General features: G+C 37.1%; 23 protein-coding genes and 1 tRNA gene. 17 read left to right on the plus strand and 7 right to left on the minus strand.

Annotated features, from left to right (window positions below):
• Nucleotides 1-168 precede the first annotated feature (168 nt).
• From cccA to ML543_RS06305, 3 genes are all read left to right on the plus strand, one after another.
• Nucleotides 169-531 carry a cytochrome c550 gene (gene cccA, locus ML543_RS06295; protein ID WP_243386297.1) on the plus strand — a complete coding sequence of 121 codons (363 nt, stop codon included), beginning with the start codon at nt 169-171 and terminating at the stop codon, nt 529-531.
• A gap of 160 nt (nt 532-691) precedes the next feature.
• Nucleotides 692-1,399, plus strand: a complete 708-nt coding sequence (locus ML543_RS06300) for a tRNA (adenine(22)-N(1))-methyltransferase (RefSeq protein ID WP_243386298.1) — start codon at nt 692-694, stop codon at nt 1,397-1,399.
• 1 nt (nt 1,400) lies between these two features.
• Nucleotides 1,401-2,522, plus strand: a complete 1,122-nt coding sequence (locus ML543_RS06305) for a Nif3-like dinuclear metal center hexameric protein (protein ID WP_243386299.1) — start codon at nt 1,401-1,403, stop codon at nt 2,520-2,522.
• A 59-nt stretch (nt 2,523-2,581) separates the two neighbouring features.
• Here ML543_RS06305 and ML543_RS06310 read toward each other — a convergent pair whose 3' ends face one another.
• Both ML543_RS06310 and ML543_RS06315 read right to left on the minus strand, forming a co-directional pair.
• Nucleotides 2,582-3,526: a 4-hydroxy-3-methylbut-2-enyl diphosphate reductase gene (locus ML543_RS06310; protein WP_243386300.1), complete on the minus strand. Its 945-nt coding sequence runs from the start codon at nt 3,524-3,526 to the stop codon at nt 2,582-2,584.
• A 188-nt stretch (nt 3,527-3,714) separates the two neighbouring features.
• Entirely contained in the window at nt 3,715-4,302 is a 588-nt protein-coding gene (locus tag ML543_RS06315; RefSeq protein WP_243386301.1) for a YqfQ family protein, read from the minus strand.
• 153 nt (nt 4,303-4,455) lie between these two features.
• Here ML543_RS06315 and ML543_RS06320 point away from each other — a divergent pair, with 153 nt between their 5' ends.
• Together ML543_RS06320 and ML543_RS06325 are read left to right on the plus strand one after the other, a co-directional pair.
• Nucleotides 4,456-5,769 (plus strand): DEAD/DEAH box helicase, encoded by a 1,314-nt coding sequence (locus ML543_RS06320; protein ID WP_243386544.1) that lies wholly within the window; start codon nt 4,456-4,458, stop codon nt 5,767-5,769.
• A 14-nt stretch (nt 5,770-5,783) separates the two neighbouring features.
• Nucleotides 5,784-6,680, plus strand: a complete 897-nt coding sequence (locus ML543_RS06325; protein WP_243386302.1) for a deoxyribonuclease IV — start codon at nt 5,784-5,786, stop codon at nt 6,678-6,680.
• 205 nt (nt 6,681-6,885) lie between these two features.
• Here ML543_RS06325 and ML543_RS06330 read toward each other — a convergent pair whose 3' ends face one another.
• Nucleotides 6,886-7,140, minus strand: a complete 255-nt coding sequence (locus ML543_RS06330; RefSeq protein ID WP_243386303.1) for a DUF2624 domain-containing protein — start codon at nt 7,138-7,140, stop codon at nt 6,886-6,888.
• A 132-nt stretch (nt 7,141-7,272) separates the two neighbouring features.
• Between ML543_RS06330 and ML543_RS06335 the strand changes: the two genes are divergently transcribed.
• From ML543_RS06335 to ML543_RS06350, 4 genes are all read left to right on the plus strand, one after another.
• Nucleotides 7,273-8,151 (plus strand): YitT family protein, encoded by an 879-nt coding sequence (locus tag ML543_RS06335; RefSeq protein ID WP_243386546.1) that lies wholly within the window; start codon nt 7,273-7,275, stop codon nt 8,149-8,151.
• A 113-nt stretch (nt 8,152-8,264) separates the two neighbouring features.
• Nucleotides 8,265-9,020, plus strand: coding sequence for a metal ABC transporter ATP-binding protein (locus ML543_RS06340; protein WP_243386304.1), 756 nt, complete (start codon nt 8,265-8,267; stop codon nt 9,018-9,020).
• 15 nt (nt 9,021-9,035) lie between these two features.
• Nucleotides 9,036-9,875, plus strand: coding sequence for a metal ABC transporter permease (locus ML543_RS06345; RefSeq protein ID WP_243386305.1), 840 nt, complete (start codon nt 9,036-9,038; stop codon nt 9,873-9,875).
• A gap of 6 nt (nt 9,876-9,881) precedes the next feature.
• On the plus strand, nt 9,882-10,292 hold the full coding sequence (locus ML543_RS06350; RefSeq protein WP_243386306.1) for a zinc uptake transcriptional repressor Zur: 411 nt from the start codon (nt 9,882-9,884) through the stop codon (nt 10,290-10,292).
• A 56-nt stretch (nt 10,293-10,348) separates the two neighbouring features.
• Here the strand turns inward: ML543_RS06350 and ML543_RS06355 are convergent, their stop codons facing one another.
• Nucleotides 10,349-10,942, minus strand: a complete 594-nt coding sequence (locus tag ML543_RS06355) for a hypothetical protein (protein WP_243386307.1) — start codon at nt 10,940-10,942, stop codon at nt 10,349-10,351.
• Between the two features lie 141 nt (nt 10,943-11,083).
• Between ML543_RS06355 and ML543_RS06360 the strand changes: the two genes are divergently transcribed.
• Complete coding sequence (locus ML543_RS06360; protein ID WP_243386308.1) at nt 11,084-11,461, plus strand: DUF308 domain-containing protein; 378 nt, start codon at nt 11,084-11,086, stop codon at nt 11,459-11,461.
• Nucleotides 11,462-11,505: 44 nt separating this feature from the next.
• Here ML543_RS06360 and ispG read toward each other — a convergent pair whose 3' ends face one another.
• Entirely contained in the window at nt 11,506-12,597 is a 1,092-nt protein-coding gene (gene ispG / locus ML543_RS06365) for a flavodoxin-dependent (E)-4-hydroxy-3-methylbut-2-enyl-diphosphate synthase (RefSeq protein WP_243386549.1), read from the minus strand.
• 120 nt (nt 12,598-12,717) lie between these two features.
• Nucleotides 12,718-13,056, minus strand: a complete 339-nt coding sequence (locus ML543_RS06370) for a hypothetical protein (RefSeq protein ID WP_243386309.1) — start codon at nt 13,054-13,056, stop codon at nt 12,718-12,720.
• 81 nt (nt 13,057-13,137) lie between these two features.
• On the opposite strand from ML543_RS06370, the gene ML543_RS06375 reads away from it, so the two are divergent.
• Nucleotides 13,138-14,328 carry an MFS transporter gene (locus tag ML543_RS06375; protein WP_243386310.1) on the plus strand — a complete coding sequence of 397 codons (1,191 nt, stop codon included), beginning with the start codon at nt 13,138-13,140 and terminating at the stop codon, nt 14,326-14,328.
• Nucleotides 14,329-14,556: 228 nt separating this feature from the next.
• Nucleotides 14,557-16,236, plus strand: a complete 1,680-nt coding sequence (locus tag ML543_RS06380; protein ID WP_243386311.1) for a methyl-accepting chemotaxis protein — start codon at nt 14,557-14,559, stop codon at nt 16,234-16,236.
• A 57-nt stretch (nt 16,237-16,293) separates the two neighbouring features.
• On the opposite strand, the gene ML543_RS06385 is transcribed toward ML543_RS06380, so the two are convergent.
• The gene (locus ML543_RS06385) at nt 16,294-17,064 is read right to left on the minus strand and encodes a DUF1189 domain-containing protein (protein WP_243386312.1); all 771 of its coding nucleotides are present in this window, start codon (nt 17,062-17,064) and stop codon (nt 16,294-16,296) included.
• Nucleotides 17,065-17,305: 241 nt separating this feature from the next.
• Between ML543_RS06385 and ML543_RS06390 the strand changes: the two genes are divergently transcribed.
• The 5 genes from ML543_RS06390 (at nt 17,306) to ML543_RS06410 (ending at nt 24,706) form a co-directional block, all read left to right on the plus strand.
• The gene (locus ML543_RS06390) at nt 17,306-18,937 is read left to right on the plus strand and encodes a Na/Pi cotransporter family protein (RefSeq protein WP_243386313.1); all 1,632 of its coding nucleotides are present in this window, start codon (nt 17,306-17,308) and stop codon (nt 18,935-18,937) included.
• 387 nt (nt 18,938-19,324) lie between these two features.
• A tRNA-Ile gene (locus ML543_RS06395) sits at nt 19,325-19,398 on the plus strand.
• A 691-nt stretch (nt 19,399-20,089) separates the two neighbouring features.
• Nucleotides 20,090-20,698, plus strand: a complete 609-nt coding sequence (gene sodA, locus ML543_RS06400; RefSeq protein WP_243386314.1) for a superoxide dismutase — start codon at nt 20,090-20,092, stop codon at nt 20,696-20,698.
• A gap of 137 nt (nt 20,699-20,835) precedes the next feature.
• On the plus strand, nt 20,836-22,116 hold the full coding sequence (locus ML543_RS06405) for an MFS transporter (RefSeq protein ID WP_243386315.1): 1,281 nt from the start codon (nt 20,836-20,838) through the stop codon (nt 22,114-22,116).
• Between the two features lie 547 nt (nt 22,117-22,663).
• Nucleotides 22,664-24,706 (plus strand): peptidoglycan D,D-transpeptidase FtsI family protein, encoded by a 2,043-nt coding sequence (locus ML543_RS06410; protein WP_243386316.1) that lies wholly within the window; start codon nt 22,664-22,666, stop codon nt 24,704-24,706.
• The last annotated feature ends 118 nt before the right edge of the window (nt 24,707-24,824 follow it).

Genomic DNA, 24,824 nt, shown 5'->3' on the forward strand with positions numbered 1-24,824 from the left:
ATTAAAAAACTTCATCCGTTCGTGGTGAAGTTTTTTTGTCAAAAAAGTGAAATTCGACATTTCTATTACATAAACACTTTTCCTTCTTGTAAAATTAAAGTAAAATAGACATTGTTTAAGTTTTTATTTGTACAAATTATGCACTCTATACATAAGGGAGGTTTACAGATGAATCGCAATCCGCTTATTCCATTTTTTCTAATCATGGTACTAGGAATTGGACTAATGTTTGCCTTCTCCTTCATCGGGCTTAACAATCAAGAAGAGTTAGCAAAAGGTGAAGATGCAGGAGAGACAACAGAAGATGTTGCAAGTGCAACTCCTGAAGAGATTTACCAAAAGAGCTGTTTAAGCTGTCATGGACAAAACTATGAAGGCGGTGTAGGTCCTGCGTTAACAGGTATTGGTGACCGCTTATCGTCAGATGATATTAAAAGCGTGTTACAAAATGGCCGAGGTGCGATGCCAGGTGGTCTAGTTCCAGATGAAAAGCTAGATGAAATGGCACAGTGGGTATCTGAACTTAAATAATGTAAACGCTTTTGATGATAGAAGTCTTCCGCGTGCGGGGGACTTTTTTCTTTCTGTTGATTCTTTTACCTGTAGCCTTTAACGAATCAATTTTTCATTTGAATGAAAAACAGGTAAAATAAAAATTGGAGACTACTTAGACTTAGAATAGGTGAAAAAAATGAATGAGATTCAATTATCTAAACGACTTCATGCTGTAGCTAATTATATTCCGAAACAAGCTGTATTAGCGGACATCGGATCGGATCATGCCTACTTACCTTCATACGCTCTTTTAAATGGATTGTGTAAAAGAGCAATTGCAGGAGAAGTGAATGAAGGTCCGTATCAGTCTGCTCGTGCACAAGTGAAACGATTAAATTTGCAAGAGAGCATAGACGTGCGTAAAGGGAATGGTTTATCAGTATTAGAAGAAAATGAAGCGACTTGTGTTACGATTGCAGGAATGGGAGGAACGCTGATTAAGACCATCTTGGACGAGGGGAAAGATAAGCTTTCTTCTGTTGAAAGACTGATTCTTCAACCAAATATCCATGCCATTGAAATTCGAAAATGGCTTTTTGAAAATGAATGGGTGTTAATTGACGAGATGATTTTGGAAGAGGACGGGAAAATTTACGAGGTGCTAGTAGCTGAAAAAGGCAATCCAAACACAGCGTATGAAGGATTATCACTGGAAACAGCAATGCTGATGGGACCGTTTTTAATGAAGAAGAAAAATGATGTGTATGCAAAGAAATGGACTCATGAATTAAGACATTGGGAAAATGTTTATGATCAACTCCAACAAGCATCTGATAACGAATCGTTAAAGGCGAAAAAAGAAGAAGTTGAAACAATCATCAGATTGATCAAGGAGGGGTTATAAAATGAGGAAGGCACCTAATGGACAACATATAATTCAATTATTTGAGCAATATTCTCCTAAGAAGATGGCGATGGAAGGAGATAAAATTGGGCTACAAATTGGGACATTGAATAAGACAATTCATCGCGTCATGATTGCGTTGGATGTTTTAGAAGAAGTAGTGGATGAAGCGATTGAGAAGAAAGTGGATTTAATTATAGCGCACCACCCCCCTATTTTCCGCCCGTTAAAACAAATTGTAACCGATAGCCCGCAAGGTAAAATTGTTGAAAAATGTATTAAACACAATATTAGCATTTATGCTGCTCATACGAATTTAGATGTTGCAAAGGGTGGTGTTAATGACTTACTTGCAGAAAAGCTGAAACTCACCAACACAAAGGTTCTAGTTCCTACATATACTGAGGAATTAAAGAAGTTAGTCGTATTTGTCCCAGAAAGCCATGAAGAATGTGTGCGTGAAGCGATTGGACAAGCGGGAGCTGGCTTTATTGGAAACTACAGTCATTGCACCTTTAATACAAGCGGTGTGGGGACGTTTTTGCCATTGGAAGGAACAAACCCTTATATCGGTGAAAAAGGAAAGCTGGAACATGTTAATGAGGTTAGAATTGAAACCATTTTCCCAGCCTCTATTCAATCGAAGGTGATTAAAGCTATGATAAAAGCTCATCCATATGAAGAAGTCGCATACGATATATATCCTTTAGAAAATGAAGGAGAAACTTACGGCTTAGGAAGAATTGGCGAACTTAATGAATCGCTTTCATTGGAGCAGTTTGCAAAATACGTGAAGGATTCCTTACAAGTTGAGGGTGTTAGAGTAGTTGGAGATTTGTCTACCACTGTGAAAAAGGTTGCGGTGCTTGGGGGAGACGGTAATAAGTTTATCCATCAAGCAAAGATGAGTGGTGCCGATGTTTATGTAACAGGTGATATTTATTATCATGTTGCACATGATGCGATGATGATGGGGCTAAATATTGTGGACCCGGGGCATCATATGGAGAAAGTTATGAAGGAAGGGGTAGCGAAAAAACTTTCGGAACTATGTGAAGAAGAAGGAATTTCAGTTGAAATATTTCCTTCTGAACCATCAACTGACCCGTTTAAGTTTATATAATATTAATAAAAATGATGTCCGGAACGGACATCATTTTTATTAATTATGTGAAAAACAATTTACTTTTTAATCTTTACTTTTGGTAATATTTTTTGTAATGGTACTTGAGATGACGTGTCCCATGTGCTTGAATCATTCGGATCATACTGCTCAAGAAACTGGATAACTTCCTTTACTATTGGAGTTGGAGTAGATGCTCCTGCTGTAACGGCTACTTTTTCTACATCCTTTAACCATTCCAATTGAATTTCGGTAATATTGGCAATACGATAAGCTTTCGTTCCAGCAATTTCTTCAGATACTTGAGCTAATCGATTGGAGTTATTACTTCTTGGATCTCCCACCACTAATGTTAAATCTGCTTCTTTTGCTTGTTCTGCAACCGCTTCTTGACGTACTTGTGTAGCTAAGCAAATTTCTTGATGGAATTCAACATGCGGATATTTCTCTTTTACCTTTTCCATAATATCATGTACGTCCCACTGACTCATTGTCGTCTGGTTCGTTACAATGATTTTCTCGCTTTTTATTTCAAGGGCTTGAACGTCATCGACAGTTTCTACTAAATGAACAATTTCAGGTGCTACACCTACAGCACCTTCTGGCTCCGGATGGCCTTTTTTGCCGATATAAATAACTTCGTAACCTTCTGCTTTTTTCTCTCTAATTAAATCATGTGTTTTCGTTACGTCCGGACAGGTTGCATCGATTGTGACAAGTCCTTTTTCTTTCGCTAACTCTCGAACTTGTGGAGAAACCCCATGAGCTGTAAAGATGACTGTTCCATTATCTACTTTTTCTAGAATTTCGAGTCGGTTTTTGCCATCCAGTGTAATAATTCCTTCTGATTCGAAGGCTTCTGTGACATGTTTATTGTGAACAATCATTCCTAAAATGTAGATTGGTCTTGGTAGTGATTTGTCTAGAGCGGCATTTTTAGCGATGACCATAGCATCAACTACTCCATAACAATAACCGCGTGGTGAAATTTTGATAACTTCCATTAGAGTTTCCTCCTCATTAACTTGGCTATGCCAAATGAAAAAAGCCGTATGCAACGGCGTATAATTTCATACTTCATTATATCGAACATTTGAATAGATTACAAAGCTGAATGTCATAATGTCCTTTTTGTTGCAACAGCAAAAATAGAAAACTTCCCCATGAAAAAATCATGGGGAGGAGAGAGTGATTATACATATAATTTAGGCTTTGAATGACCAGTAGTCGGCTTAGAAGGTTTTTTTTCAGCGTTTTTTGTAGAAGTCGTTGTTTTTGTTTGAGGTTGAGCTTGTTGAGTTTTTGCTTCTTCTTTCGTTTCAACTTCTTCAGCCTCTTCACCATCTACTTCACTCACTTCGTCTTCATCATCTGTATTTTTTAGTTCTTGATATAGTTTGAACATGGCAGGTAGATTTTTAACCATAGGTCCATACTGCTGAACAACAGGGGTAATCTGTTGTGCCATCCCTAAAGCTTTTTGTACATTCCCTAACATCCCTGAAATATTGGATGGATTTGCAAGTCCTTGAATTCCACCAGCTGCATTATTCGCAACGTTCATCGCTCCCATAGAAGCTTGACCTGAAGGGAAAATCCTAGATATTAATCCTTTTAATCCACCACTTCTTCCAGCAGCACCTGCGATCATTTGATTCGGACGTATTGGCATTTGTGAGAACGATTGAAACGGTGTTGTTTGAAACGGATTCATCATGGGTGATCGAGGAATCATGGGCTGCTGTGGAATAAATGGGGGACCTGGTCGACCAGGAAACATGTATACTCCTCCTTTCGTAAACCATTCACTACCAATAAAGTATGCAAAGCTTTAAAAAATGTTTTTTAAATGAATTGGAGTTTTTCGCTTATTTTGTTTATAATCAAGAGATGGATTTATGTATTACGTTTAATTGAAGGAGTTGTAGAAGGCATGGCAACGAAATTTGAAAAGTTTTCGTTTCAACCTTTTTTAATAGATGCCATAGAGTCATTAAATTTTTATGAACCGACGGAAATTCAGAATCGAATGATTCCGATTGTTTTAAGTGGAAAAAGTGCTATTGGGCAGTCACAGACGGGAACAGGAAAAACACATTCTTATTTATTACCTCTTATCGAAAAAATTGATCGAACAAGATCAGAAGTTCAAGTCGTTATTACTGCCCCAACAAGGGAATTAGCACGTCAAATTTATCAAGAAGTATTAAAGATTACAAAGTTTACTCAAACAGACAATCCAATACATGCTCGTCTTTTTATCGGCGGTACTGATAAGCTTCGAACAATCGAAAAGCTTAAAAAGCAACCTCACATTGTTGTAGGGACGCCAGGGCGCATTTTAGACTTAGTCCACGAACAGGCTTTAGATGTTCATACAAGCACGAGTATTGTCGTAGACGAAGCAGATTTGATGCTTGATTTAGGATTTATTTACGAAGTAGATCAATTGGCAAGTAGAATGCCTGAGGAACTACAAATGCTAGTCTTTTCTGCTACAATCCCGGAAAAGCTGAAGCCATTTTTAAAGAAGTATATGGAGAATCCAGAGTATGCGCATGTTGAACCGAAGAAGCCTACGGCGGAAAAAGTAGAGCAAGTTTTAGTCCCTACTCGTCACCGAAATGAAGTGAACTTAGTCCATGATATCCTTTCTTCTTTTAACCCTTATTTGGCCATGGTATTTGTGAATACGAAAGTGAAAGCCGACGAACTAGCGGATGCTCTAATACAAAAAGGTCTCAAAGTGGGAAGAATACATGGTGGGTTAACACCAAGAGATCGGAAAAAAGTAATGCGCCAAATAAACGATTTACAATTCCAATATGTTGTCGCAACGGACTTAGCGGCGCGTGGAATTGATATTGAAGGTGTCTCACATGTTGTCAACGTAGAGATTCCGTCTGATTTAGATTTTTACATTCATCGTGTAGGAAGAACAGCGCGAGCTGGAAACAGCGGCATTGCCTATACACTTTATGACGAAAAAGATGAACAAGCTGTTTCCCAATTAGAGAAAAGAGGAATTCAGTTCCGTAATATGGATATAGAAAATGGTACATGGAGAGAGATTGACGACCGTCATCGTCGTAAGAAACGGAAAAAACAAGATAACGAAATCGAGCAGATGGCGAAGCGAATGGTACGAAAACCTAAGAAAGTGAAACCCGGCTATAAAAAGAAAATGAAAGAACAAATGGAACAAATTAAAAAGAAACAATACCGTGCTAAGAAAAAAGGGAAGTAAAAGGGGGAGAGCAAATGTTGAAGATTGGGTCACATGTTTCTATGAGTGGAAAGAAAATGCTTTTAGCTGCAAGTGAAGAAGCCGTATCATATGGTGCAAATACATTTATGATTTATACAGGTGCTCCACAAAATACACGCCGAAAAAAAATCGAAGACTTAAATATTGAAAAAGGCCATGCACATATGAAAGAACATGGTATTGAAGAAATAGTGGTACATGCGCCTTATATTATTAACATTGCAAATACGAAAAATCCAGATACCTTTCAATTAGGTGTTGATTTCCTGAAAATGGAGATTGAGCGTACAGAAGCACTTGGTGCGAAGCAAATTGTCCTTCATCCAGGTGCTCACGTAGGAGCTGGAGCAGATGCTGGTATAAAAAAGATAATTGAAGGCCTCAATGAAGTAATCGATCGCGATCAAACCGTTCAAATTGCATTAGAAACGATGGCAGGTAAAGGATCAGAATGTGGAAGATCTTTTGAAGAATTGGCTCAAATAATCGATGGTGTTACTCATAATGAGCATCTATCGGTATGTTTTGACACCTGTCATACTCATGATGCAGGTTACGATATTGTCAATGACTTCGATGGTGTATTGGAGCAATTTGATCAAATTATTGGATTAGATCGATTGAAAGTGCTTCACATCAATGATAGTAAAAATCCTAAAGGCGCTCAAAAGGACCGACATGAAAACATCGGATTTGGGCATATAGGGTTTAAAGCGATAAATTATATTGTGCACCATGAACAATTGAAGCACATACCGAAAATTTTAGAAACTCCATACGTAGGTGAGGATAAGAATAACAAAAAGCCTCCATACAAATGGGAGATTGAAATGTTGCAAAATCAAACATTTGATGAAGGTGTGCTTGAAAAGATCATGCAATACGCGTGAAAAAATCAATAGAGTGTTGTTTAATCATAAAAAAATCGTCCTTTCTGTAAAAATTCGGTTTAGTTACCTTACATTTTACTAGATCGGACGATTCTTTTATGTGTTTTTCATAATTGATTGAATGGAAGGGGCAGTAATTTGGATCCACACCCAAACCAACGATTGGGACTATACGTTTTAAAAAGCTTCTTTTGTTCTCATCCTATTATTGAATAAACTCCATAAACATCTTGTTTACCTTTTGAGCTGTTTCGTTTGAAGTAATATTTGCAACTTGCTTCAAAAGCTGTAACCGTTCTTGATCGTTAAAAATATTAATGTTTTTTCCTCGAATTAGTTTCACTATTTGCCTAGCCTGCGTTTCAGTTAATGGAATTTGATGTTGTTTAGCATAGTTAAGTAATTCATCATATTTTAATGAATTAATTTTCTGGTTGACAATTTTTTGGAATAAAATCATTTCCTCGCCTCCCTTTATCATTTAATGTATGGGAGAGAGAAAAAATGTTGAAAAAATAAAGACTGAAAATTTAAATTTTTGTATCGTGTGAAGACTATTTTTTTAATACAATAAAGGAAAGGGGGGATTTGTATACGAAAGCAACATCGAAAAGAAAAGGTGAGTCATCTCATTTATCGTTTGTTTTTTATTTTTTTAGGTGCATTTATTGCGGCGGTTAGTATTGAGTTATTATTAATGCCTAACAATATTATTGATGGGGGAATCATCGGTATCTCGTTAATGGTCGACTATGTATTTGCTGACCGAATTGCCTTTTTGAATTTTGCGGTTGTTGTCGTTTTGCTCAATTTACCATTTATGTATTTCGGGTATAAACAGATTGGAAAGACTTTCATGCTTTCAACTCTTTTTGGCGTATTAAGTTTAGCGATTATGGAACGCATTTTACACCCGTTTGAGCCGTTTACGACAGAGCCAATTCTAGCCACTGTCTTCGGAGGTTTACTTCTTGGAGCGGGAGTGGGGTTAGTGATTAGACATGGTGGCTCTCTTGATGGAACGGAAATATTGGGAATCCTACTTACGAAACGACTTCCGTTTTCAGTTGGAGAATTTGTGATGTTCTTCAATGTGTTTATATTTATCATCGCCGGTTTTGTTTTTGGAATCGAACAAGCAATGTATTCTGTTATTGCCTATTATGTCGCGTTTAAAATGATTGATGCTGTCATTCAAGGGCTAGATGAAACGAAAGCAGTCCTGATTGTAACCGATTATTACGATGAAGTAAGTGAAGCCATCCTTCATCGTTTAGGGCGCGGTACGACCAAATTAAAAGGTAAAGGAGGTTACACTGACGCAGAAAAAGAGGTTATTTATGTCGTCATCACACGTTTAGAAGTGATGAAATTAAAATCCATTATTCAAGAAATCGATCCGAATGCGTTTATTACCATTATGAATACACAGGAGACGAAAGGTGCGAAATTTAAATCAGCTATTCACTAAAGGGGGTATATAGCCATGAGAGCGCGTTTCTTTACAAACGGTTTTCATTGCTGTATACTCTTTTTGTTATAAGATAAATCGGAATGATTCAGAAAAAGTAAGGTGGAAATCGAATGGGGAATACCGTAATAGATGTGCGGAATTTATTCTTTCAATATGATAAACGAACCGTATTAGCAAATATTCAATTACAGGTCGAGGAAGGTTCCTTCCTTGCTTTAGTTGGCCCGAATGGTTCAGGTAAATCTACATTATTAAAATGCATATTAGGTTTATTAAAACCACAAAAAGGGTCCATTCAATTATTCGGAAAAGATATTTCAAAATTTCATGAATGGAACCGCATCGGATTTGTTTCTCAAAAAGCCAATAGCTTTAACAGTGGCTTTCCAGCAACAGTTTTCGAAGTAGTGTTGAGTGGATTAACGGCTAAAATTGGCCTATTTCGTTTTTTCTCCAAAAAACATCATGATAAAGTGTTTGAGGCTCTGAAAGCTGTTCGGATGGAAGAGTTCGCGCACCGGAATATTGGCGAGCTTTCTGGAGGTCAACAGCAACGTGTGTTCATTGCGCGCGCGTTAGTTAGTGAGCCAGAGTTACTCATACTTGATGAACCGACTGTAGGTGTAGATGCAAGTACGGTTCAAAATTTTTACGATCTTCTTGAGCAGTTAAACAAAGATTTAGGAATTACGCTTATTCTCGTTACGCATGATACAGGAACGGTTACAGATAAAGTATCACATGTTGCTTGTTTAAATAAAACCCTCCACTTCCATGGTGATTCGAATAAATATAAGCAATTTCAAGAATCGGATTTAAATCAATTTTACGGACACCCTGTTCATTTGCTAACGCACGAGCATTAATTGGAGGATTTACTCATGCTTCAAACCATATTTCAATACGAATTTTTACAAAATGCATTTTTGTCAGGAATTTTAATAGGAATTATTGCTCCACTACTAGGAGTTTTTGTCGTAGTAAGACGACTCTCATTAATTGCAGATGCTTTAAGTCACGTGACTTTAGCTGGGATTGCTGCGAGCTTACTGTTGACGAAAAAAGTAGCGGGTTTTTCAAGCTTAAATCCCATTTATTTTGGAATGGGATTTTCCGTAATTGGGTCTCTTTTTATCGAAAAGCTGCGTACGGTTTATAAACATTATGAGGAACTAGCCATTCCAATTATATTGTCAGCAGGGATAGGGCTTAGTGTTGTTTTCATCTCAATAGCAGATGGCTTTAATACAGATTTATTTAGTTACTTATTTGGAAGTGTAAGTGCTGTAACGAGGACGGATTTGTACGTAATTGTAGGTATTAGTATTTACGTTCTTCTTTTTGTCACCATCTTTTTTAAAGAGCTTTTTAATCTGTCATTTGATGAAGAACATGCTGTAGCCTCTGGGTTACCAGCAAAATGGATTCATTTTCTATTTATTTTAACGGTTGCCCTAGTCATTAGTGCTTCTATGCGCATTGTCGGTATATTATTGGTTTCATCCTTAATGACGTTGCCAGTGGCAGCAAGTATGCGTTTAACAAGTGGATTCAAGCAGACTGTATTTTTGTCAGTTCTGTTTGGGGAAATAGCCGTAATTAGCGGATTGGTTGTATCGTATTATTTAGATTTAGCACCAGGAGGTACCATCGTTGTCTTTTCAGTCCTTCTATTAATCCTTTCCATTCTTTGGACAAAGGTGAAGTTAAAAAGGGGTTAAAGATAAATGAACGTTCAGGAAGCATTGAATTATTTAAAGGAAAAGGGATATAAATACACTTCAAAAAGGGAAGAAATGCTTGAAATATTTGCAAAGTCAAATAAGTATTTAACAGCAAAAGATGTACTCGAAAAAATGAAAGATGATTATCCGGGGCTAAGTTTTGATACCATTTATCGTAATTTATCCTTATTTGCAGAATTGGACATTTTAGAAACAACAGAGCTTTCAGGAGAAAAGCATTTTCGATTTAGCTGCAATTTAGATCACCATCACCATCACTTTATTTGTTTAGACTGTGGACAGACAAAAGAAATCCATTCATGTCCGATGGATTCATTGAAAGAACAATTAAATGGCTTTGATATAAGCGGACATAAATTCGAAATTTATGGAACATGTCCAGAATGTAAGTAGAAAAGAGGTGCCAAAGCAATCCAGCTTTAGCACCTCTTTTACATTAGTGTTTCAATTCAAAAGCTACGAGATAATACGTTTTTAGATGTTTGTTGCCAATGATGGTCAACCCACTTCTTTGCCTCTAGCCAATTAGATACGCGAATAACATTAGATGGAATAGGCTCCCTGTTATACGGGGCATCAAATAAAATTACGGGAATTTGAAGTTCTTCTGCTATCATAACAGCATTATCGTGCTTATCTTCAAAGAACACTTGGACATTGTGGTTTTTAGCTGCTTCAATTTTATGATGACTTCCGACTAAGTCAACTTGATGGTAAAACAATTCATTTTCCTTGAACCAAGATAAGGTTAATTCCTCTAAGTGCTTTCTTCTTGCAGTAATATAAATTAAATGATGGGTCTCTTTCCAATTATTGAGGACCTCCTTCGCGAAAGGGGCTAATGGTGCCTCTTTATAGATAGCTGGTTCATTTTCATCCATCCATTTCCAGAAATCTTCTTGAGAAATCTTCAAAAGAGAAGTTAAATCGTATTGTGTTATATCATCCAAAGTTATATTCAAGCCGAATGATTGGTTTAGATAGGGCACAAAAGTTTCAGTTGAGGTTACGGTACCGTCAATATCAATTCCTAGACGTAACATAGTCAACACTCCTTGTCTGTGACGATATAATTAGTGTACCATACCTGTTATTAACTTTGGCTGTAAACTTTTACATTCATAATGATAAACGGTCGTACCCATACTATAAATGCTCCTACTTTTGAAAGCGAGGGATTTAATATGGCCGATGAAAGAAATTACGATTATCACGGGGGTGCCAACTTCCGTGATGAGAATGAAAATAAAGCCATCAATGAAGATCGCGATTATTATATGGAAGAAACGGCTGCTGAATTAGATTTACCGTTTAATGCAGTTGATCGAGATGAGGATAACCAAGAGTTAGATAACGGAATTGACAATAGCCGTACAATGGGATATGTAGGCTTAGCACTTTCTGTCATCTCATTATTCGTCCTTCCTGTTTTATTAGGAGCAGCAGGAATTGTCGTTGGATTTATGGCGAGAAGAAGAGGATCTTCAACGCTAGGGAGTTGGGCTATCGGGATTGGCATAGTTTCCGTTGTGTTAGGTCTGTTCGTCTTACCATTTTTCTAAAAAACAAAAAGAAAGCAGGGGCCCTAGGGTCCCTGCATTTTTCTTTAGTTTTGTTCTGCTGCCTTCTTAGCAAAGTATTCTTCTGCAATTTTGTCAATTTCTTTCTTTAATTCCTCAACCATTGTTTCTTCAGGAACTTTGCGGACAATTTCGCCCTTTCTAAATAAAAGTCCTTCGCCTCGGGCACCTGCAATACCGATGTCAGCTTCACGAGCTTCTCCAGGGCCATTTACTGCACAACCTAGTACTGCGACTTTAATTGGTGCTTGAATCTTTGAAATGTATTCTTCCACTTCATTGGCAATGCTGATTAAATCAATCTCGATACGGCCACATGTTGGGCAAGAAATTAGTGTAGCAGCATTCGAAGCAAGGCCGAATGACTTCAATAATTCTCTCGCTACTTTTACTTCCTCTACTGGATCTGCACTTAAGGAAACGCGAACTGTATTTCCGATTCCTTTATTTAATAATACGCCAAGACCTGCGGCACTTTTAACGGTACCTGCAAAAAGTGTACCGGATTCAGTAATACCCAGGTGTAGTGGATAATCGAAAGCTCTCGCTGCTTTTTCATATGCTTCAATAGCTAAGTTAACATCAGATGCTTTCATGGAAACGATAATATCATGGAAGTCTAAGTCCTCTAAAATTTTAATGTGATGAAGAGCACTCTCAACCATGCCGTCTGCAGTTGGGTATCCATACTTATCAAGGATCCGCTTTTCTAATGAACCAGCGTTCACACCGATTCGAATTGGAATACCTCTTTCCTTTGCTGCATTAACAACAGCTTCAACTTTTTCACGACGACCGATATTCCCAGGGTTTATTCTTATCTTATCCGCTCCGCCTTCAATTGCTTTTAAGGCAAGTCGATAATCAAAGTGAATGTCTACAACCAATGGAATATTGATGCGCTTTTTAATCTCTTTGATTGCATTTGCTGCTCGCTCATCTGGGCAGGCAACGCGCACAACTTGACATCCTGCTTCTTCTAAACGATGGATTTCCTTTACGGTTGCTTCAACATCATGTGTTTTCGTCGTTGTCATACTTTGGATAACAACTTCGTTATTTCCGCCTATTGTTAAATTCCCGACTTTTACGGGACGTGTTTTCGTACGATGTGTAATTTCTCTCACGAATCAATCGCTCCTTAAAAAAAGATGTTGGTAACATCAATTACTCTCCTCAATATTTTAACAATGTAAGGAATCAATTGACAAGAAAGAAAACTGACCTTCATTTGAAGATTATTTATATAATGGGAATTTATATGCTTCCCCAATGAGGATATTATGTGCCTTTGTAGATGGGTTTAGTTGTTCGAAATCAGCAATAATCGTTTCAATTGAAATGTCTTCTGATTGTTCGTTTATTCGTTCCACAATTGATAAAACCGTATCACCTTTATTCACTGTTATTAATTGGAATGAAATCGATTGATCTACATCAAATACTTCTAGTTGCTCTTCTTTTGTTACAAATGTTGCATTTTGCTCTTGAAAAGAGGGTAAAGTCCCTACCTTCAAGTCATAATAAACGATATATAAAGCCAATAAAGAAAAAATGACAATGAATAGTCTTTTCATTTTTAACCTCCACTAATATTTCCTTAATAAACATTTATGCTTGGACAAGCAAAACATGCAAAAAAAGGAGGGTCGATATACATGTTAACGCTTTTACTCGGTTTATTACCTTTCATCATGGTACTGGGGAATTCTATGCTCATACCGATTCTCCCTGAACTGGAACAGTCATTAAAGCTTACGGCTACAGAGACAAGTTTAATTTTATCTGTATTTAACATACCAGCTGCACTTGTCATTCCGTTTGTTGGCTTTTTTTCGGACCGTTATGGAAGAAAAAAAATTATTCTTTTTTCGTTACTGTTTATTTTTATAGGAGGATTCCTTTGTTTTATGAGTGGCTTTTTAGATCGTAGTGATGATGCTTTCTCTCTTTTGCTGGGCGGGAGAGTATTGCAAGGGGTTGGGACAGGTGGCACAACACCTCTAGCAATGGCGTTAGTAGGTGATTTGTATACTGGTGAGAAAAGAGCAAAGCAGCTGGCCATTCTTGAAGTGTTTAATGGATCGGCCAAAATTTTAGCACCGATTATTGGAGCGCTCCTAGCTCTTTTTTCGTGGTATTTCCCGTTTGTTGTTTTTCCGTTGTTAAGTATTGTGTTAATAATGGCCATTTCACTTAAGTTAACCCCACAGGTTTCAGGAATTGATGTAATGAAATTATCGACATATAAAGATGAGGTTGTTAAAGTGTTAAAAAGCAAGTGGAATTTGCTAATAGGTACCTATCTTCTTGGTGGGATTGGACTGTTTATATTGTTCGGTATGCTTTACTATTTATCGTATCAAATTGAGGAAATCTTTCACATCGACGGATTCTTTAAAGGGTTTACTTTTGTGTTTCCCCTCGGTGCTTTAACGTTAACGTCGTATTGGACTGGAAAACGCCTGAAAGGTTCTACCGTAAACGAAGTTGATTTTTTAATGATAGGAAGTATCATTATGCTAATTTCGTTTTTCTTGATGATTTTTTTTCAATCATTCTCATTTTATTTAGGTCTATTAACTGTTGGATTTGGCGGTTTAGGTTTTGTGTTACCAACCATCAGTTTAATGATAACTTCATCAGTGGACGATCGGGAGCGTGGAATAGTCGTTGCTTTTTATGGAGTAGCTAGATTTGGGGGCGTGGCTTTAGGGCCAATTGTTTATAGCTTGCTTCTGGATAAACCTATCCTCTTATTTGTCTTGTCCTTCTTACTATTATTATTTTCCTCTTTTTTCTTCTGGGTTGTTCGAAAAGAGGGGAGATTCGTGTTAAGGAGGACATAATTCCTATAACAGAAATCGACAAAATACCTAAATTTTTAGATTAAATTTACATTACCTTAATAATTGTCTGTCATAATGTACCTTGAATAAGAGTAGAAGAGGTCGGTGTAAATGAAACGAATGAAATTTCCACGCGCTCAAAGGAGACAATTGTTATCGAGATTCGAGCCTTTGCAACAAAAGATGATCAATATTTCTCTATGGAACAAAGTAAAAAGAAGGAATTCGATGGCAGAAATAAAGTGGTTGAAGTCTATCCCACTATCGGTACGATTAAATGTTCTTGTTTTAGTTTTACTCATCAGTTCCATTAGTATTGTAGGCTTTACTTCTTATCAAAAAGCAAGCGAAACAACGATTGAAATGATTGAGAAAAGGTTAATACGTGAGGTCAATACAACAGCGGAAATTTCGGAAAATTTAATGTTTGCATATGTTGGGGATGAACAAGAGTTTAACAAACGGTTCAATAAACAGGTTTTAACTAAACAATCCTCACAGCTTATACAAGATGGCTTACCGACCGATTTTTTCGTTGTAACCGAAGCGGAAGCTAAACCGCTTCCGATTAGTGAGAACAGTCAACTGACATTTACGGAAGACTTAATTACACAAATTAAAGAAAAGGATAACGGAATTATACATACAAAGATCAATGGTGAAGATTTCACTCTCTCGTTTAAGCAAATTCAAGAGTTAAAAGGGATTTTTCTTCTTGTTGTCCCAACAGAAAGTTACATGGGACCAATCAATCAACTAGCAAAGAATACAATTGCAACGGTCATAATTAGTACAATTATCATGGCATTCATTATTATCTTTATTGTCCGTAGCGTGACAAAACCATTAACCATTTTGCGGTCTAAGATGAGAGAAATTCGGGAAGGGAATATTCAGTTAAATGTAGATGTGAAAACTTCGATTCCGGAAATTAATTCCCTTATAAAAAGCTTTAATGAAATGATTTTTCAAATGAGAACGATGATTAGTCATATTAATCAAACTACTTCTGAATTAACGGAAACGAGTGATCAGTTAAAGGTTTCCTCCGAAGAAGTTCTTCAATGGAACAATGAATTGTTAGGCTCCATTGAGGTTGTAAAGGGAGGAGCTGAAGAGGCAGCTGTTAGCTCCGAAAAAAGTGTGCAAACATTCCAAGATATGAAAAATACAATACACTCTGTATTGCACGATATGAACCGATTATTTGGTTGTGCCGATGACATGAACCGGTCTTCTAAAGAGGGAGAAGAAAGTATTGATACTATGATTCGGACGTTAGACTCTTTTGAGGCAGAATTTGAGAAATTAACGAAAACCATTCGAGGTGTAAAAGACCATTCGTTGTCTATTACGAAAGTAATCGGGATTATCCAATCCATTGCTGAGCAGACCAAGCTTTTAGCTTTAAATGCAACGATAGAAGCGGCAAGAGCTGGCGATGCTGGGAAAGGTTTTGCAGTTGTTGCAGAAGAAGTACGAAAGCTAGCAGACCAGTCTTCAAAAGCAACGGAAGAGATTACACGATCGGTAACATTGATGGAGCAGACTGCCATGAATGCTTCAAAAGAATTTGAATTGATGGTTCAAAGTATTATTGAAGAATTATCAGTCGCTAAAAAGTCGAAAGAATCATTCGATAACTTAATGGCTGAAATTGATAATGTGAACTCAGTATTAAAAGGGACAACAACGAACTTAAAGCGTTTTAATGACATTATCCCTCAAATGGAAATGGCTGCTGAAAGTTTCTTGTCTGTTTCTCAGGAAACACTTGCGAGTGCAGAGCAAATGCAAGGTACGGCTCATGATCAAATGAACCGTATGAAAGAATCACATGTCATCAGCGTAACACTGTCCGAATTAGCCAACGCATTATCTACTACTACAAAAAAATTTAACGCTTAATGAGAAGAAGGCACCGAAGGTTTGAGTCATGCTTCGGTGCCTTTTATATAGCAATCGTTATTCATTAGGAATTTTTGGACTTGGAATTTCTTTGAAAGTTAAGAATAAGATCGTTAAGTGAATAAACCAGCTAATAGAAAACTGAAGAGGTACAGTCGTTTGTAAAGTGTCCATCAAAGCAAAAAATACAGTGCTTAGCGTAACAGCGTATGCAGACAAAGTGAAAATTTGCTTGAAATTCAATCGTTTGTTCAGTTTATTTTTGAACAAAATTCCAATGAGTGCAAGAATGGTAATCTCTATATATTTGGCAAATGAAGCCGTGAAATAAAGTAAAAAAAACAGGACACTTAAGATGATCAGTTTTAACTCATTTACTTGTTTAATGAATTCGGCAATATCCTCTTTTGTCATAGTTCCTTCTATGATTGAATAATCTATCGTCTGTGCCATACCGTCTAAAACAATCGTCAATCCATCATTTAAAAACCCGATTGCGTTATGATATACTTCTACATCTTCATCGGATAAGGTGCCAGAAGGGTCAAAGAGTAAGATAAATCCATCTATGTTCTGCTCAATAAGCATTTCGTTTTCCGATTGCAAAGAGCCGTTTTCTATTGAAAATGGCGGTAAAGACGAAGTTACATTCGTTAAAGCATTTAACCCATTATGTACCCCCGTTCCCATATAAAAGGCGCTTGGTAAGAAGCTAATAAAGGAAAGAAGAAAAATAAAAAGGATTGTCTTTCCTACTTTTTGAAAGCGAAACGTAGCAATTGTTTTTGGAGCGTATAAACTTTTTATCGTCTGTTGAAAAATATTCATCTAAATCTCCTTTCATTAATGAAAATCCTTAATCATTGTAAGCTTTACATTCCCAAAGAGGCAAGTTCATTCATTTTTTGCTAGACAAACTGGGTATGTGATGTAAAAATATGTATGTAAATTTAATGTAAATTTTTCGTTAAATGATTAAAATACCCTTTACAATAAATAAACAATTCGTTAATAATGGTAGAGGTTGTAGATGTTTGTCGAAAAAAGACAAAATGAGGGGTTGAATTAGTTGGAATTTGATATTCAAAAAATGATTTTTGAGTTCCTTGGTGGCCTTGGAATTTTCTTATTCGGAATTAAATTAATGGGTGAAGGTTTACAAAAATCTGCAGGTGACAAATTAAGAGATATTTTAGACAGATTTACAACAAATCCTATTATGGGTATTCTAGCTGGTATTATCGTCACAGTGTTAATCCAATCAAGTAGTGGAACAACAGTTCTAACGGTTGGATTAGTATCAGCTGGTTTTATGACTTTAAGACAAGCGATTGGCGTCATTATGGGTGCAAACATCGGTACAACCATTACGGCATTCATCATTGGTATTGAAATAAAAGAATATGCGTTACCAATTATTTTTTTAGGTGCCGTTCTATTATTCTTCTTTAAAAATAAAAAGGTTAATAGCGTTGGACAAATCTTCTTTGGATTTGGGGCCCTATTCTTTGGGTTAAATCTCATGGGCGATGGTATGAAGCCTCTTCGTTCTTTAGAGACATTCCATGATTTAACGGTGAGCATGAGTGAACAACCGCTATTAGGCGTACTAATCGGTACAGTTTTCACGATTATTGTACAAAGTTCAAGTGCGACAATTGGAATTCTTCAAGAGCTTCATGCCCAAGGATTGGTCGACTTAAGAGCAGCACTTCCGGTATTATTTGGAGATAATATTGGTACAACGATTACTGCAGTCCTTGCATCACTCGGTGCTACAGTTGCGGCTAGACGTGCGGCTTTAACTCACGTAATCTTTAACTTAGTGGGTACAGCCATCTTCTTAATTATTCTGCCATTGTTCACGTCTATTATCGAAGCGATTAGTATGAACATGAACTTAAATGAACAAATGACGATTGCGTTTGCTCACGGTATTTTTAATACAACAAATACGCTTATTCAAGCACCGTTTATTGCAGGTTTAGCGTGGCTTGTAACAAAAATTATTCCAGGGGAAGATTTCGCTATTGAATATAAACCGAAACATTTAGACCCTATATTCGTTGAGCAATCACCATCCATTGCTTTAGGTCAAGCGAAAGAAGAAGTTCTTCGAATGGGTAATTTCGCTTCCGTTGGATTAGAAGAAGCGAAGCAATATGTATTTACAACAGATCGCAAACATCTAGAAACGACTAAGCAACTAGAAGATGCTATTAATAACTTAGACAGAAAAATTACAGATTATTTAGTTCTTCTTTCGGCTAAAGATATGTCAAAGGTAGATTCTGAACAACATTCTATTTTAATGGACACAGTACGTGACATTGAGCGAATCGGGGATCATTTTGAAAACGTTGTTGAGTTAGTTGATTATCAAATGGCCAATAAAGTGACATTAACACAACAGGCTTATGATGACTTGAATGAAATGTTCGATTTAGCGATTGAAGCGGTGAAGACATCGATGAAGGCACTGGATGAGAACGATGCATCACTTGCTTCAAAAGTGTTAAGCATTGAAGAAAAAATTGACAAACTAGAACGTACAAACCGTAAGAAGCATATTCTTCGAATTAATGAGGGAATTTGTACGGGACAAGCTGGAATTGTCTTTGTTGATATCATTAGCAATATTGAAAGAATCTCAGATCACTGTGTGAATATTGCAGAAACTGTATTGGAAGCAAGAAAATAATTTTTTTGAAAGTGGGTGTCCCAAAAGTAGCAGGGACACCCATTTATCGAATGGCGGCGATTCCTACACGACCAGCAAGAGCCGAAGTCCCCTCAGACGAGCTTGCGAGTTGAGGAGGAGATGATTGAATGAACCTCTACTAAAAGCGGCCACGTCCTGTGGCCAACGCAGAGGCCAACACGTCCTCTGCAAGTCCGGAAAATGTTCGCCTTTCTCGGTTAAGTAAGTGCTTGACCAAAATCAGCCATCTTTTAGAACCTTGTATATACTTACAAACAAAGCCAAATTATTGAGAGTTGAGATTACTTTCGATATTGTTAGACCTTTTTCAAAAGTGTTTGACAAATAATAGATGTAATGGTAAATTTTTATTGACATAACTACAACGGACCCTTAGCTCAGCTGGTTAGAGCAGACGGCTCATAACCGTCCGGTCGCAGGTTCGAGTCCTGCAGGGTCCATTCATAGCGAGATAGGATGTCAATAGGTCGCACTTGAAGGTTGCGACTTTTTTTGTTACAGAAAGTTTAAGTTCAATAAAGTGTTAAAGTATTCTCTCTATAGTTTTTTTTGGTGTCTAGCTCCAAGTGCCATCAGCTCGGGTCGCTTCGGCCCTGCTGTGGCGACGGAAGCCTCCGCGCAGGTCCTCCAGCGCCCTTCGCCTAAGGACTTGCGCTTTGCGCTTTTCTTAGTTCCTTTCAAATAGGAAAGTCGTTTTTGTACTTAATAAAAGACATTGTTCAGAGGAAATTTTACTTTGTAAAGGACCGATTTGACTCTACCTTGTATGCAGAGGAAGGGGCGAGACCACGCAGGTGGATGCTGTGGCTTGTAGAGAAAAGTGGCGCCCAACTAAACGCAGGTCGTTACATGGAAAACAAGTGTCTGAAACGGAATGTAAAATATTCTTCTTAAAACGGATGTAATAGTAACATGTATATGAGTACAGCTTTTTTAATGAAAACGATGCTGAAAGGATAGCCGGCTATATTTTATTCGGAAATTGGTGCAATATTTTCTACGAAATTGGTCTGAAATTTGGGCGTTTAAATTGCAACAAGTTGCCAAGTTTGGTAATCTGAAAGTGAATCTTAACAAAAGGGTTTTATGCCAAATGTTAAGGGTACATACCTAATAAGGAGGAGATTTTAAATGGCTTTTGAATTACCAAAATTACCTTATGAATACGATGCTTTAGAGCCACATATCGACAAAGAAACTATGAATATTCACCACACTAAACACCATAACGCATATGTTACAAACTTAAATGCGGCTTTAGAAGGAAATGAAGAACTTTTAAGCAAGTCTGTTGAGGAAGTTGTAGCAAACTTAGATGCTGTTCCTGAGGAGAAGCGCACTGCAGTTCGTAATAATGGTGGTGGCCATGCAAACCATACGTTATTCTGGACAATTTTATCTCCAAACGGTGGCGGTGCTCCAGCAGGCGAATTAGCAGATGCAATTAATGCTAAATTTGGTAGCTTCGAAAGCTTTAAAGAAGAGTTCTCTAAAGCAGCAGCTACTCGATTCGGATCTGGTTGGGCTTGGTTAGTTGTAAATAACGGTGAGTTGGAAGTAACAAGCACGCCAAACCAAGACTCTCCATTAATGGAAGGTAAAACGCCGATTTTAGGTCTAGATGTGTGGGAGCATGCTTACTACTTAAATTACCAAAACCGTCGTCCAGACTACATTTCAGCATTTTGGAATGTTGTAAACTGGGATGAAGTAGCGCGTCTTTACAATGAAGCAAAATAATTGAATCGACTAGTAAGAAGGTAGGTCATTTATAGTTGAATGGTCTACCTTCTTTATTTTTGGGAAATGTAAATTTTAGTACATAACTTCCTTTTCAACAGGCAAACTATTTTTAGACGTTGAAGGGGAGTTTGAATATGTCGAAATGGAAAAAAATATTTGGTGACGTAGAGGTAAATCGTGATTTGATTCTTTTGCTACTAATCGGAGGTCTTTATTCATTAAGCATCGCACTTTCAAACACGTTTGTGAACGTTTATTTATGGAAACAATCAGGAAAATTTGTCGATATCGGAATATATAATTTGTTTAGTGTCATCTTTCAGCCATTAACTTTCATCTTTGCGGGAAGACTAGCAAAGCGAGTAGACCGTGTAATTGTTTTAAGGTTAGGGGTAATTTTTTTAGCCGTCTTTTTTGTAACCGTGTTAATAATCGGTGAAAGAGCTTCCGATTACATCATTCTATTAGGATCCTTAATTGGAATCGGCTACGGATTTTATTGGCTAGCCTTTAATGTACTTACATTTGAGATTACTGAACCTGAGACACGAGACTTTTTCAACGGCTTCTTAGGTGTTTTAACTTCTTCGGCTGGGATGATTGGTCCGATTTTAGCGGGGTTCATCATTTCAAGACTAGAAAATTTTAAAGGATATACGACCATTTTTACGATTTCACTATTATTGTTTTCGTTTGCCGTCGTATTAAGTATGTTTTTAAAGCGAAGACCTGCGAAGGGCGATTACATACTTTGGCGAATATTTCATGAACGAAGTAGAAATCGGAATTGGAAGCTGATAACAAATGCTCACTTTTTCCAAGGACTTCGGGAAGGAACATTCATCTTTGTTATTAGCGTTTTCGTATTTATTTCGACAAACAGTGAACTAGCCTTGGGGACGTTCGGTCTCCTGAATTCAGTAATTGCTTTTTTCTCTTATTATTTGGCAACACGCTTTATTACAAAAAAGATGAGGAAAAAAGCCATCTTAGTTGGAGGAATTTTGTTATACTTAGCGATATTCTTGATTGTTTTTCATATATCGTATACAAACTTACTCATTTACGGCGTAGTAATTGGAATTGCTTATCCAATGCTGTTAGTGCCTTACGTTTCCATGACTTACGACATTATAGGAAAAGGGTGGAATGCTGCTAAAGCACGGATTGAATATATTGTTGTTCGGGAAGTCTATTTAAATTTTGGGCGAATCGTTTCTGTATTATCTTTTATTCTTGTTGTTTCATTTACGAATGAAAAACAAACAATTCCTTACTTATTATTAATATTAGGAACTGGACATGCGTTGATCTATCTGTTTATTCGTACGATTAAACTACAAGAAAGTAATCGAACGGCCAATGATGAACGTCGAGTCAGGCAACCGCATTTGGCAGATGGAAAGAATGGGTAACCTTTCAAATATAAAACCTCCGAGATTTTCTTAAACTTGGAGGTTTTTTGTTCTTTTCGTCATATTTTTTATTAGGCTCTTTTCTAAAGGATTATTTCTAAATCATTGTTGTAAATTTTTTCCCCTTTGTATTGGAACAACTTGACTAGCGGGAATTGAGGAATGGTAGAGATCGGGTAAGAACATGCTGTAGAAGTCGACTTCCTCCCCGCTGAAAGTAAGTGTCTGAAACGTAATATTTAGTACTCATCATTAAACAAATAGCTGTAAAAGACCCGACAAAACATTTCTAACATAATAATGTCCATTCCACACAAGTCACCAACTCTTAAAAAGTAGATATTTCCATATGTAAAGTTATTTCCAAAATATTCACGTTTTGTTACAAATTTATCCGTTCATAATCAGCAGATGTAACAAATTTATTACATCCTTTTTATTTCCTTTATCATGATAAAAAAATCTTTTAAACTAAGAAAGCGTTAAATGACGTTGCATGAATGGGTTGTTTAACATAAATGCAATAAAAAATGAAGGAGGATTTTGTTTGAAAAGGAAAGAACGGAAAAAACCTTTAATAAAGCGTTTAAATATATTATTTTTAATAACATTTTTTGTTTTTATAGCATTGATACTTCGTTTAGGAATCGTTCAGATTGTTTATGGGGAGTTATATAAAGAGGAAGTAGAGAAATCAGAGGAAATTGAAGTGAATTCAGCTGCACCCCGCGGGAAGATTTTTGATCGGAATTTAGAAGTAATGGTAACTAATCAAGCGGTTCATACGGTTACATACACAAAAACAACTTCATCAACTCAAGCAGTTCGTCTTGAACTTGCGAAAAAGCTTGCAGAGATACTTGAGGTTAGTGATGAAAAAGTGACCGAACGTGACTTGAAAGATTACTGGATCTTAACGAGACCGAGTGAAGCGGAAGGAAAGGTTTCGGCTGAAGAAAGGCAAAAGGTTTTTCGAGGAGAATTAACGAATGAAGAACTGTATAGTATTCAATTAGAAAGAATTTCAGAAAGTGACTTATCCGAATTAACGCCTTTAGACCGAGAAATTGTAGCGATAAAAAGGGAAATGGATCGAGCAGCTGTTGGTGCTCCTCAAGCGATAAAAAAGGGTGCTACTAATGAAGAAATAGCTTATATTAGCGAACATTTGAGTGAATTCCCTGGGGTGAATGTAACAACTGATTGGGAACGTCAATACCCGTTCGGTAACACATTGAGAACGATGCTCGGCAATGTATCCACGCAGGAAGAAGGACTTCCGAACGATCAGTTAGAGTACTTTCTTGCACGTGATTACAACTTGAACGATCGTGTAGGGACGAGCTACATAGAAAAACAATTTGAAAGTGTGTTACAAGGGGAAAGGTCCAAAATAAAAAATTTAACGGATAGTGAGGGGAATTTAATCGAATCCGTTATTATTTCTGAAGGTCAAGCTGGAAATGATTTAGTCCTAACGGTTGATATGGACTTACAATTAAATGTAGAAGAGATAATTGAAGAGGAATTACTTAGAGTTAAAAGGCTACCGAGTACCGAATTGTTGGACCGTGCATTTGTAGTGATGATGGATCCTAACACGGGAGAATTGTTGGCGATGGCAGGAAAACAGATTGTCCAAGAAGAAGACGGAAGTTATGAAGTACAAGATTTTGCACTTGGTGCTATGACAACCTCTTACACAATGGGATCAGCAGTGAAAGGAGCAACCGTATTAACGGGGTTTGAGACTGGCGTAATTTCCCCGGGAACAGTTTTAGTGGACGAACCTTTACACATAAAAGACTCGCCCGTTAAAAGCTCATGGAAAACGATGGGGGCTATTGATGATTTAGAAGCGCTGAAAATGTCTTCGAATGTGTATATGTTCAAAACAGCCATTGCTATTGGAGAAGGAGAATACCGATACAACCAAGCGTTACCGTTAAATGTTTCGGCTTTTTCCACAATGAGATACTATTTCCATCAATTCGGCTTAGGTGTCCCAACAGGGATTGACTTGCCAAATGAATCCTCTGGATATGAAGGGAAGGCGACGACACCTGGACTTTTACTAGACTATGCTATCGGACAGTATGACACTTACACACCGTTACAACTTGCGCAATATGTGTCTACGATTGCAAACGGTGGATATCGACTGAAACCACAAATTATAAAAGAAATACGCGCAACAGATCCTAATGAAGAGATTGGACCAATTGTTTCATCAATGGAACCAGAAATTTTAAATCGAGTGGATATGAATACAGATTATATAGAAAGAGTACAGGAAGGATTTCGACAAGTTTTCCAAGAACGGAATGGAACAGCCTATACTTATTTTTCGAGTGCAAGCTATGAGGCAGCTGGAAAAACAGGAACGGCACAAGCTTTTTATGATGGACCAATTGAGGACAAGTTTTTAGAACCAACATACAATTTATCGATTGTCGGATATGCACCTTATGATTCTCCCGAAATTGCATTTGCCGTTGTAGTTCCTTGGGCTTATCAAGGTGCTTCAAATGATCATGGAGTGAATAAAACAATTGCAAGAAAAGTGTTAGATGCTTACTTTAATAACTAAAGACTTGAAAACCCTTCTAGTTCCTTAGAAAAAATAAGCTAACCGGGTAGAATTATTGTTAATTTACAAAACCTTTACATTCGTTTAAAACCTAATTAATGTTTACGTTTTATTCTAT

This window comes from Bacillus kexueae, assembly GCF_022809095.1.
In the GTDB taxonomy this organism is placed as follows: domain Bacteria; phylum Bacillota; class Bacilli; order Bacillales; family Aeribacillaceae; genus Bacillus_BZ; species Bacillus_BZ kexueae.

What these genes read in the sequence shown, in the direction of transcription:
- cccA (WP_243386297.1), top strand. Translation starts at nt 169, where the DNA reads ATGAATCGCAATCCGCTTATTCCATTTTTTCTAATCATGGTACTAGGA.
- ML543_RS06300 (WP_243386298.1), top strand. Translation starts at nt 692, where the DNA reads ATGAATGAGATTCAATTATCTAAACGACTTCATGCTGTAGCTAATTAT.
- ML543_RS06305 (WP_243386299.1), top strand. Translation starts at nt 1,401, where the DNA reads ATGAGGAAGGCACCTAATGGACAACATATAATTCAATTATTTGAGCAA.
- ML543_RS06310 (WP_243386300.1), bottom strand. Translation starts at nt 3,526, where the DNA reads ATGGAAGTTATCAAAATTTCACCACGCGGTTATTGTTATGGAGTAGTT.
- ML543_RS06315 (WP_243386301.1), bottom strand. Translation starts at nt 4,302, where the DNA reads ATGTTTCCTGGTCGACCAGGTCCCCCATTTATTCCACAGCAGCCCATG.
- ML543_RS06320 (WP_243386544.1), top strand. Translation starts at nt 4,456, where the DNA reads ATGGCAACGAAATTTGAAAAGTTTTCGTTTCAACCTTTTTTAATAGAT.
- ML543_RS06325 (WP_243386302.1), top strand. Translation starts at nt 5,784, where the DNA reads ATGTTGAAGATTGGGTCACATGTTTCTATGAGTGGAAAGAAAATGCTT.
- ML543_RS06330 (WP_243386303.1), bottom strand. Translation starts at nt 7,140, where the DNA reads ATGATTTTATTCCAAAAAATTGTCAACCAGAAAATTAATTCATTAAAA.
- ML543_RS06340 (WP_243386304.1), top strand. Translation starts at nt 8,265, where the DNA reads ATGGGGAATACCGTAATAGATGTGCGGAATTTATTCTTTCAATATGAT.
- ML543_RS06345 (WP_243386305.1), top strand. Translation starts at nt 9,036, where the DNA reads ATGCTTCAAACCATATTTCAATACGAATTTTTACAAAATGCATTTTTG.
- ML543_RS06350 (WP_243386306.1), top strand. Translation starts at nt 9,882, where the DNA reads ATGAACGTTCAGGAAGCATTGAATTATTTAAAGGAAAAGGGATATAAA.
- ML543_RS06355 (WP_243386307.1), bottom strand. Translation starts at nt 10,942, where the DNA reads ATGTTACGTCTAGGAATTGATATTGACGGTACCGTAACCTCAACTGAA.
- ML543_RS06360 (WP_243386308.1), top strand. Translation starts at nt 11,084, where the DNA reads ATGGCCGATGAAAGAAATTACGATTATCACGGGGGTGCCAACTTCCGT.
- ML543_RS06370 (WP_243386309.1), bottom strand. Translation starts at nt 13,056, where the DNA reads ATGAAAAGACTATTCATTGTCATTTTTTCTTTATTGGCTTTATATATC.
- ML543_RS06375 (WP_243386310.1), top strand. Translation starts at nt 13,138, where the DNA reads ATGTTAACGCTTTTACTCGGTTTATTACCTTTCATCATGGTACTGGGG.
- ML543_RS06380 (WP_243386311.1), top strand. Translation starts at nt 14,557, where the DNA reads ATGGCAGAAATAAAGTGGTTGAAGTCTATCCCACTATCGGTACGATTA.
- ML543_RS06385 (WP_243386312.1), bottom strand. Translation starts at nt 17,064, where the DNA reads ATGAATATTTTTCAACAGACGATAAAAAGTTTATACGCTCCAAAAACA.
- sodA (WP_243386314.1), top strand. Translation starts at nt 20,090, where the DNA reads ATGGCTTTTGAATTACCAAAATTACCTTATGAATACGATGCTTTAGAG.
- ML543_RS06405 (WP_243386315.1), top strand. Translation starts at nt 20,836, where the DNA reads ATGTCGAAATGGAAAAAAATATTTGGTGACGTAGAGGTAAATCGTGAT.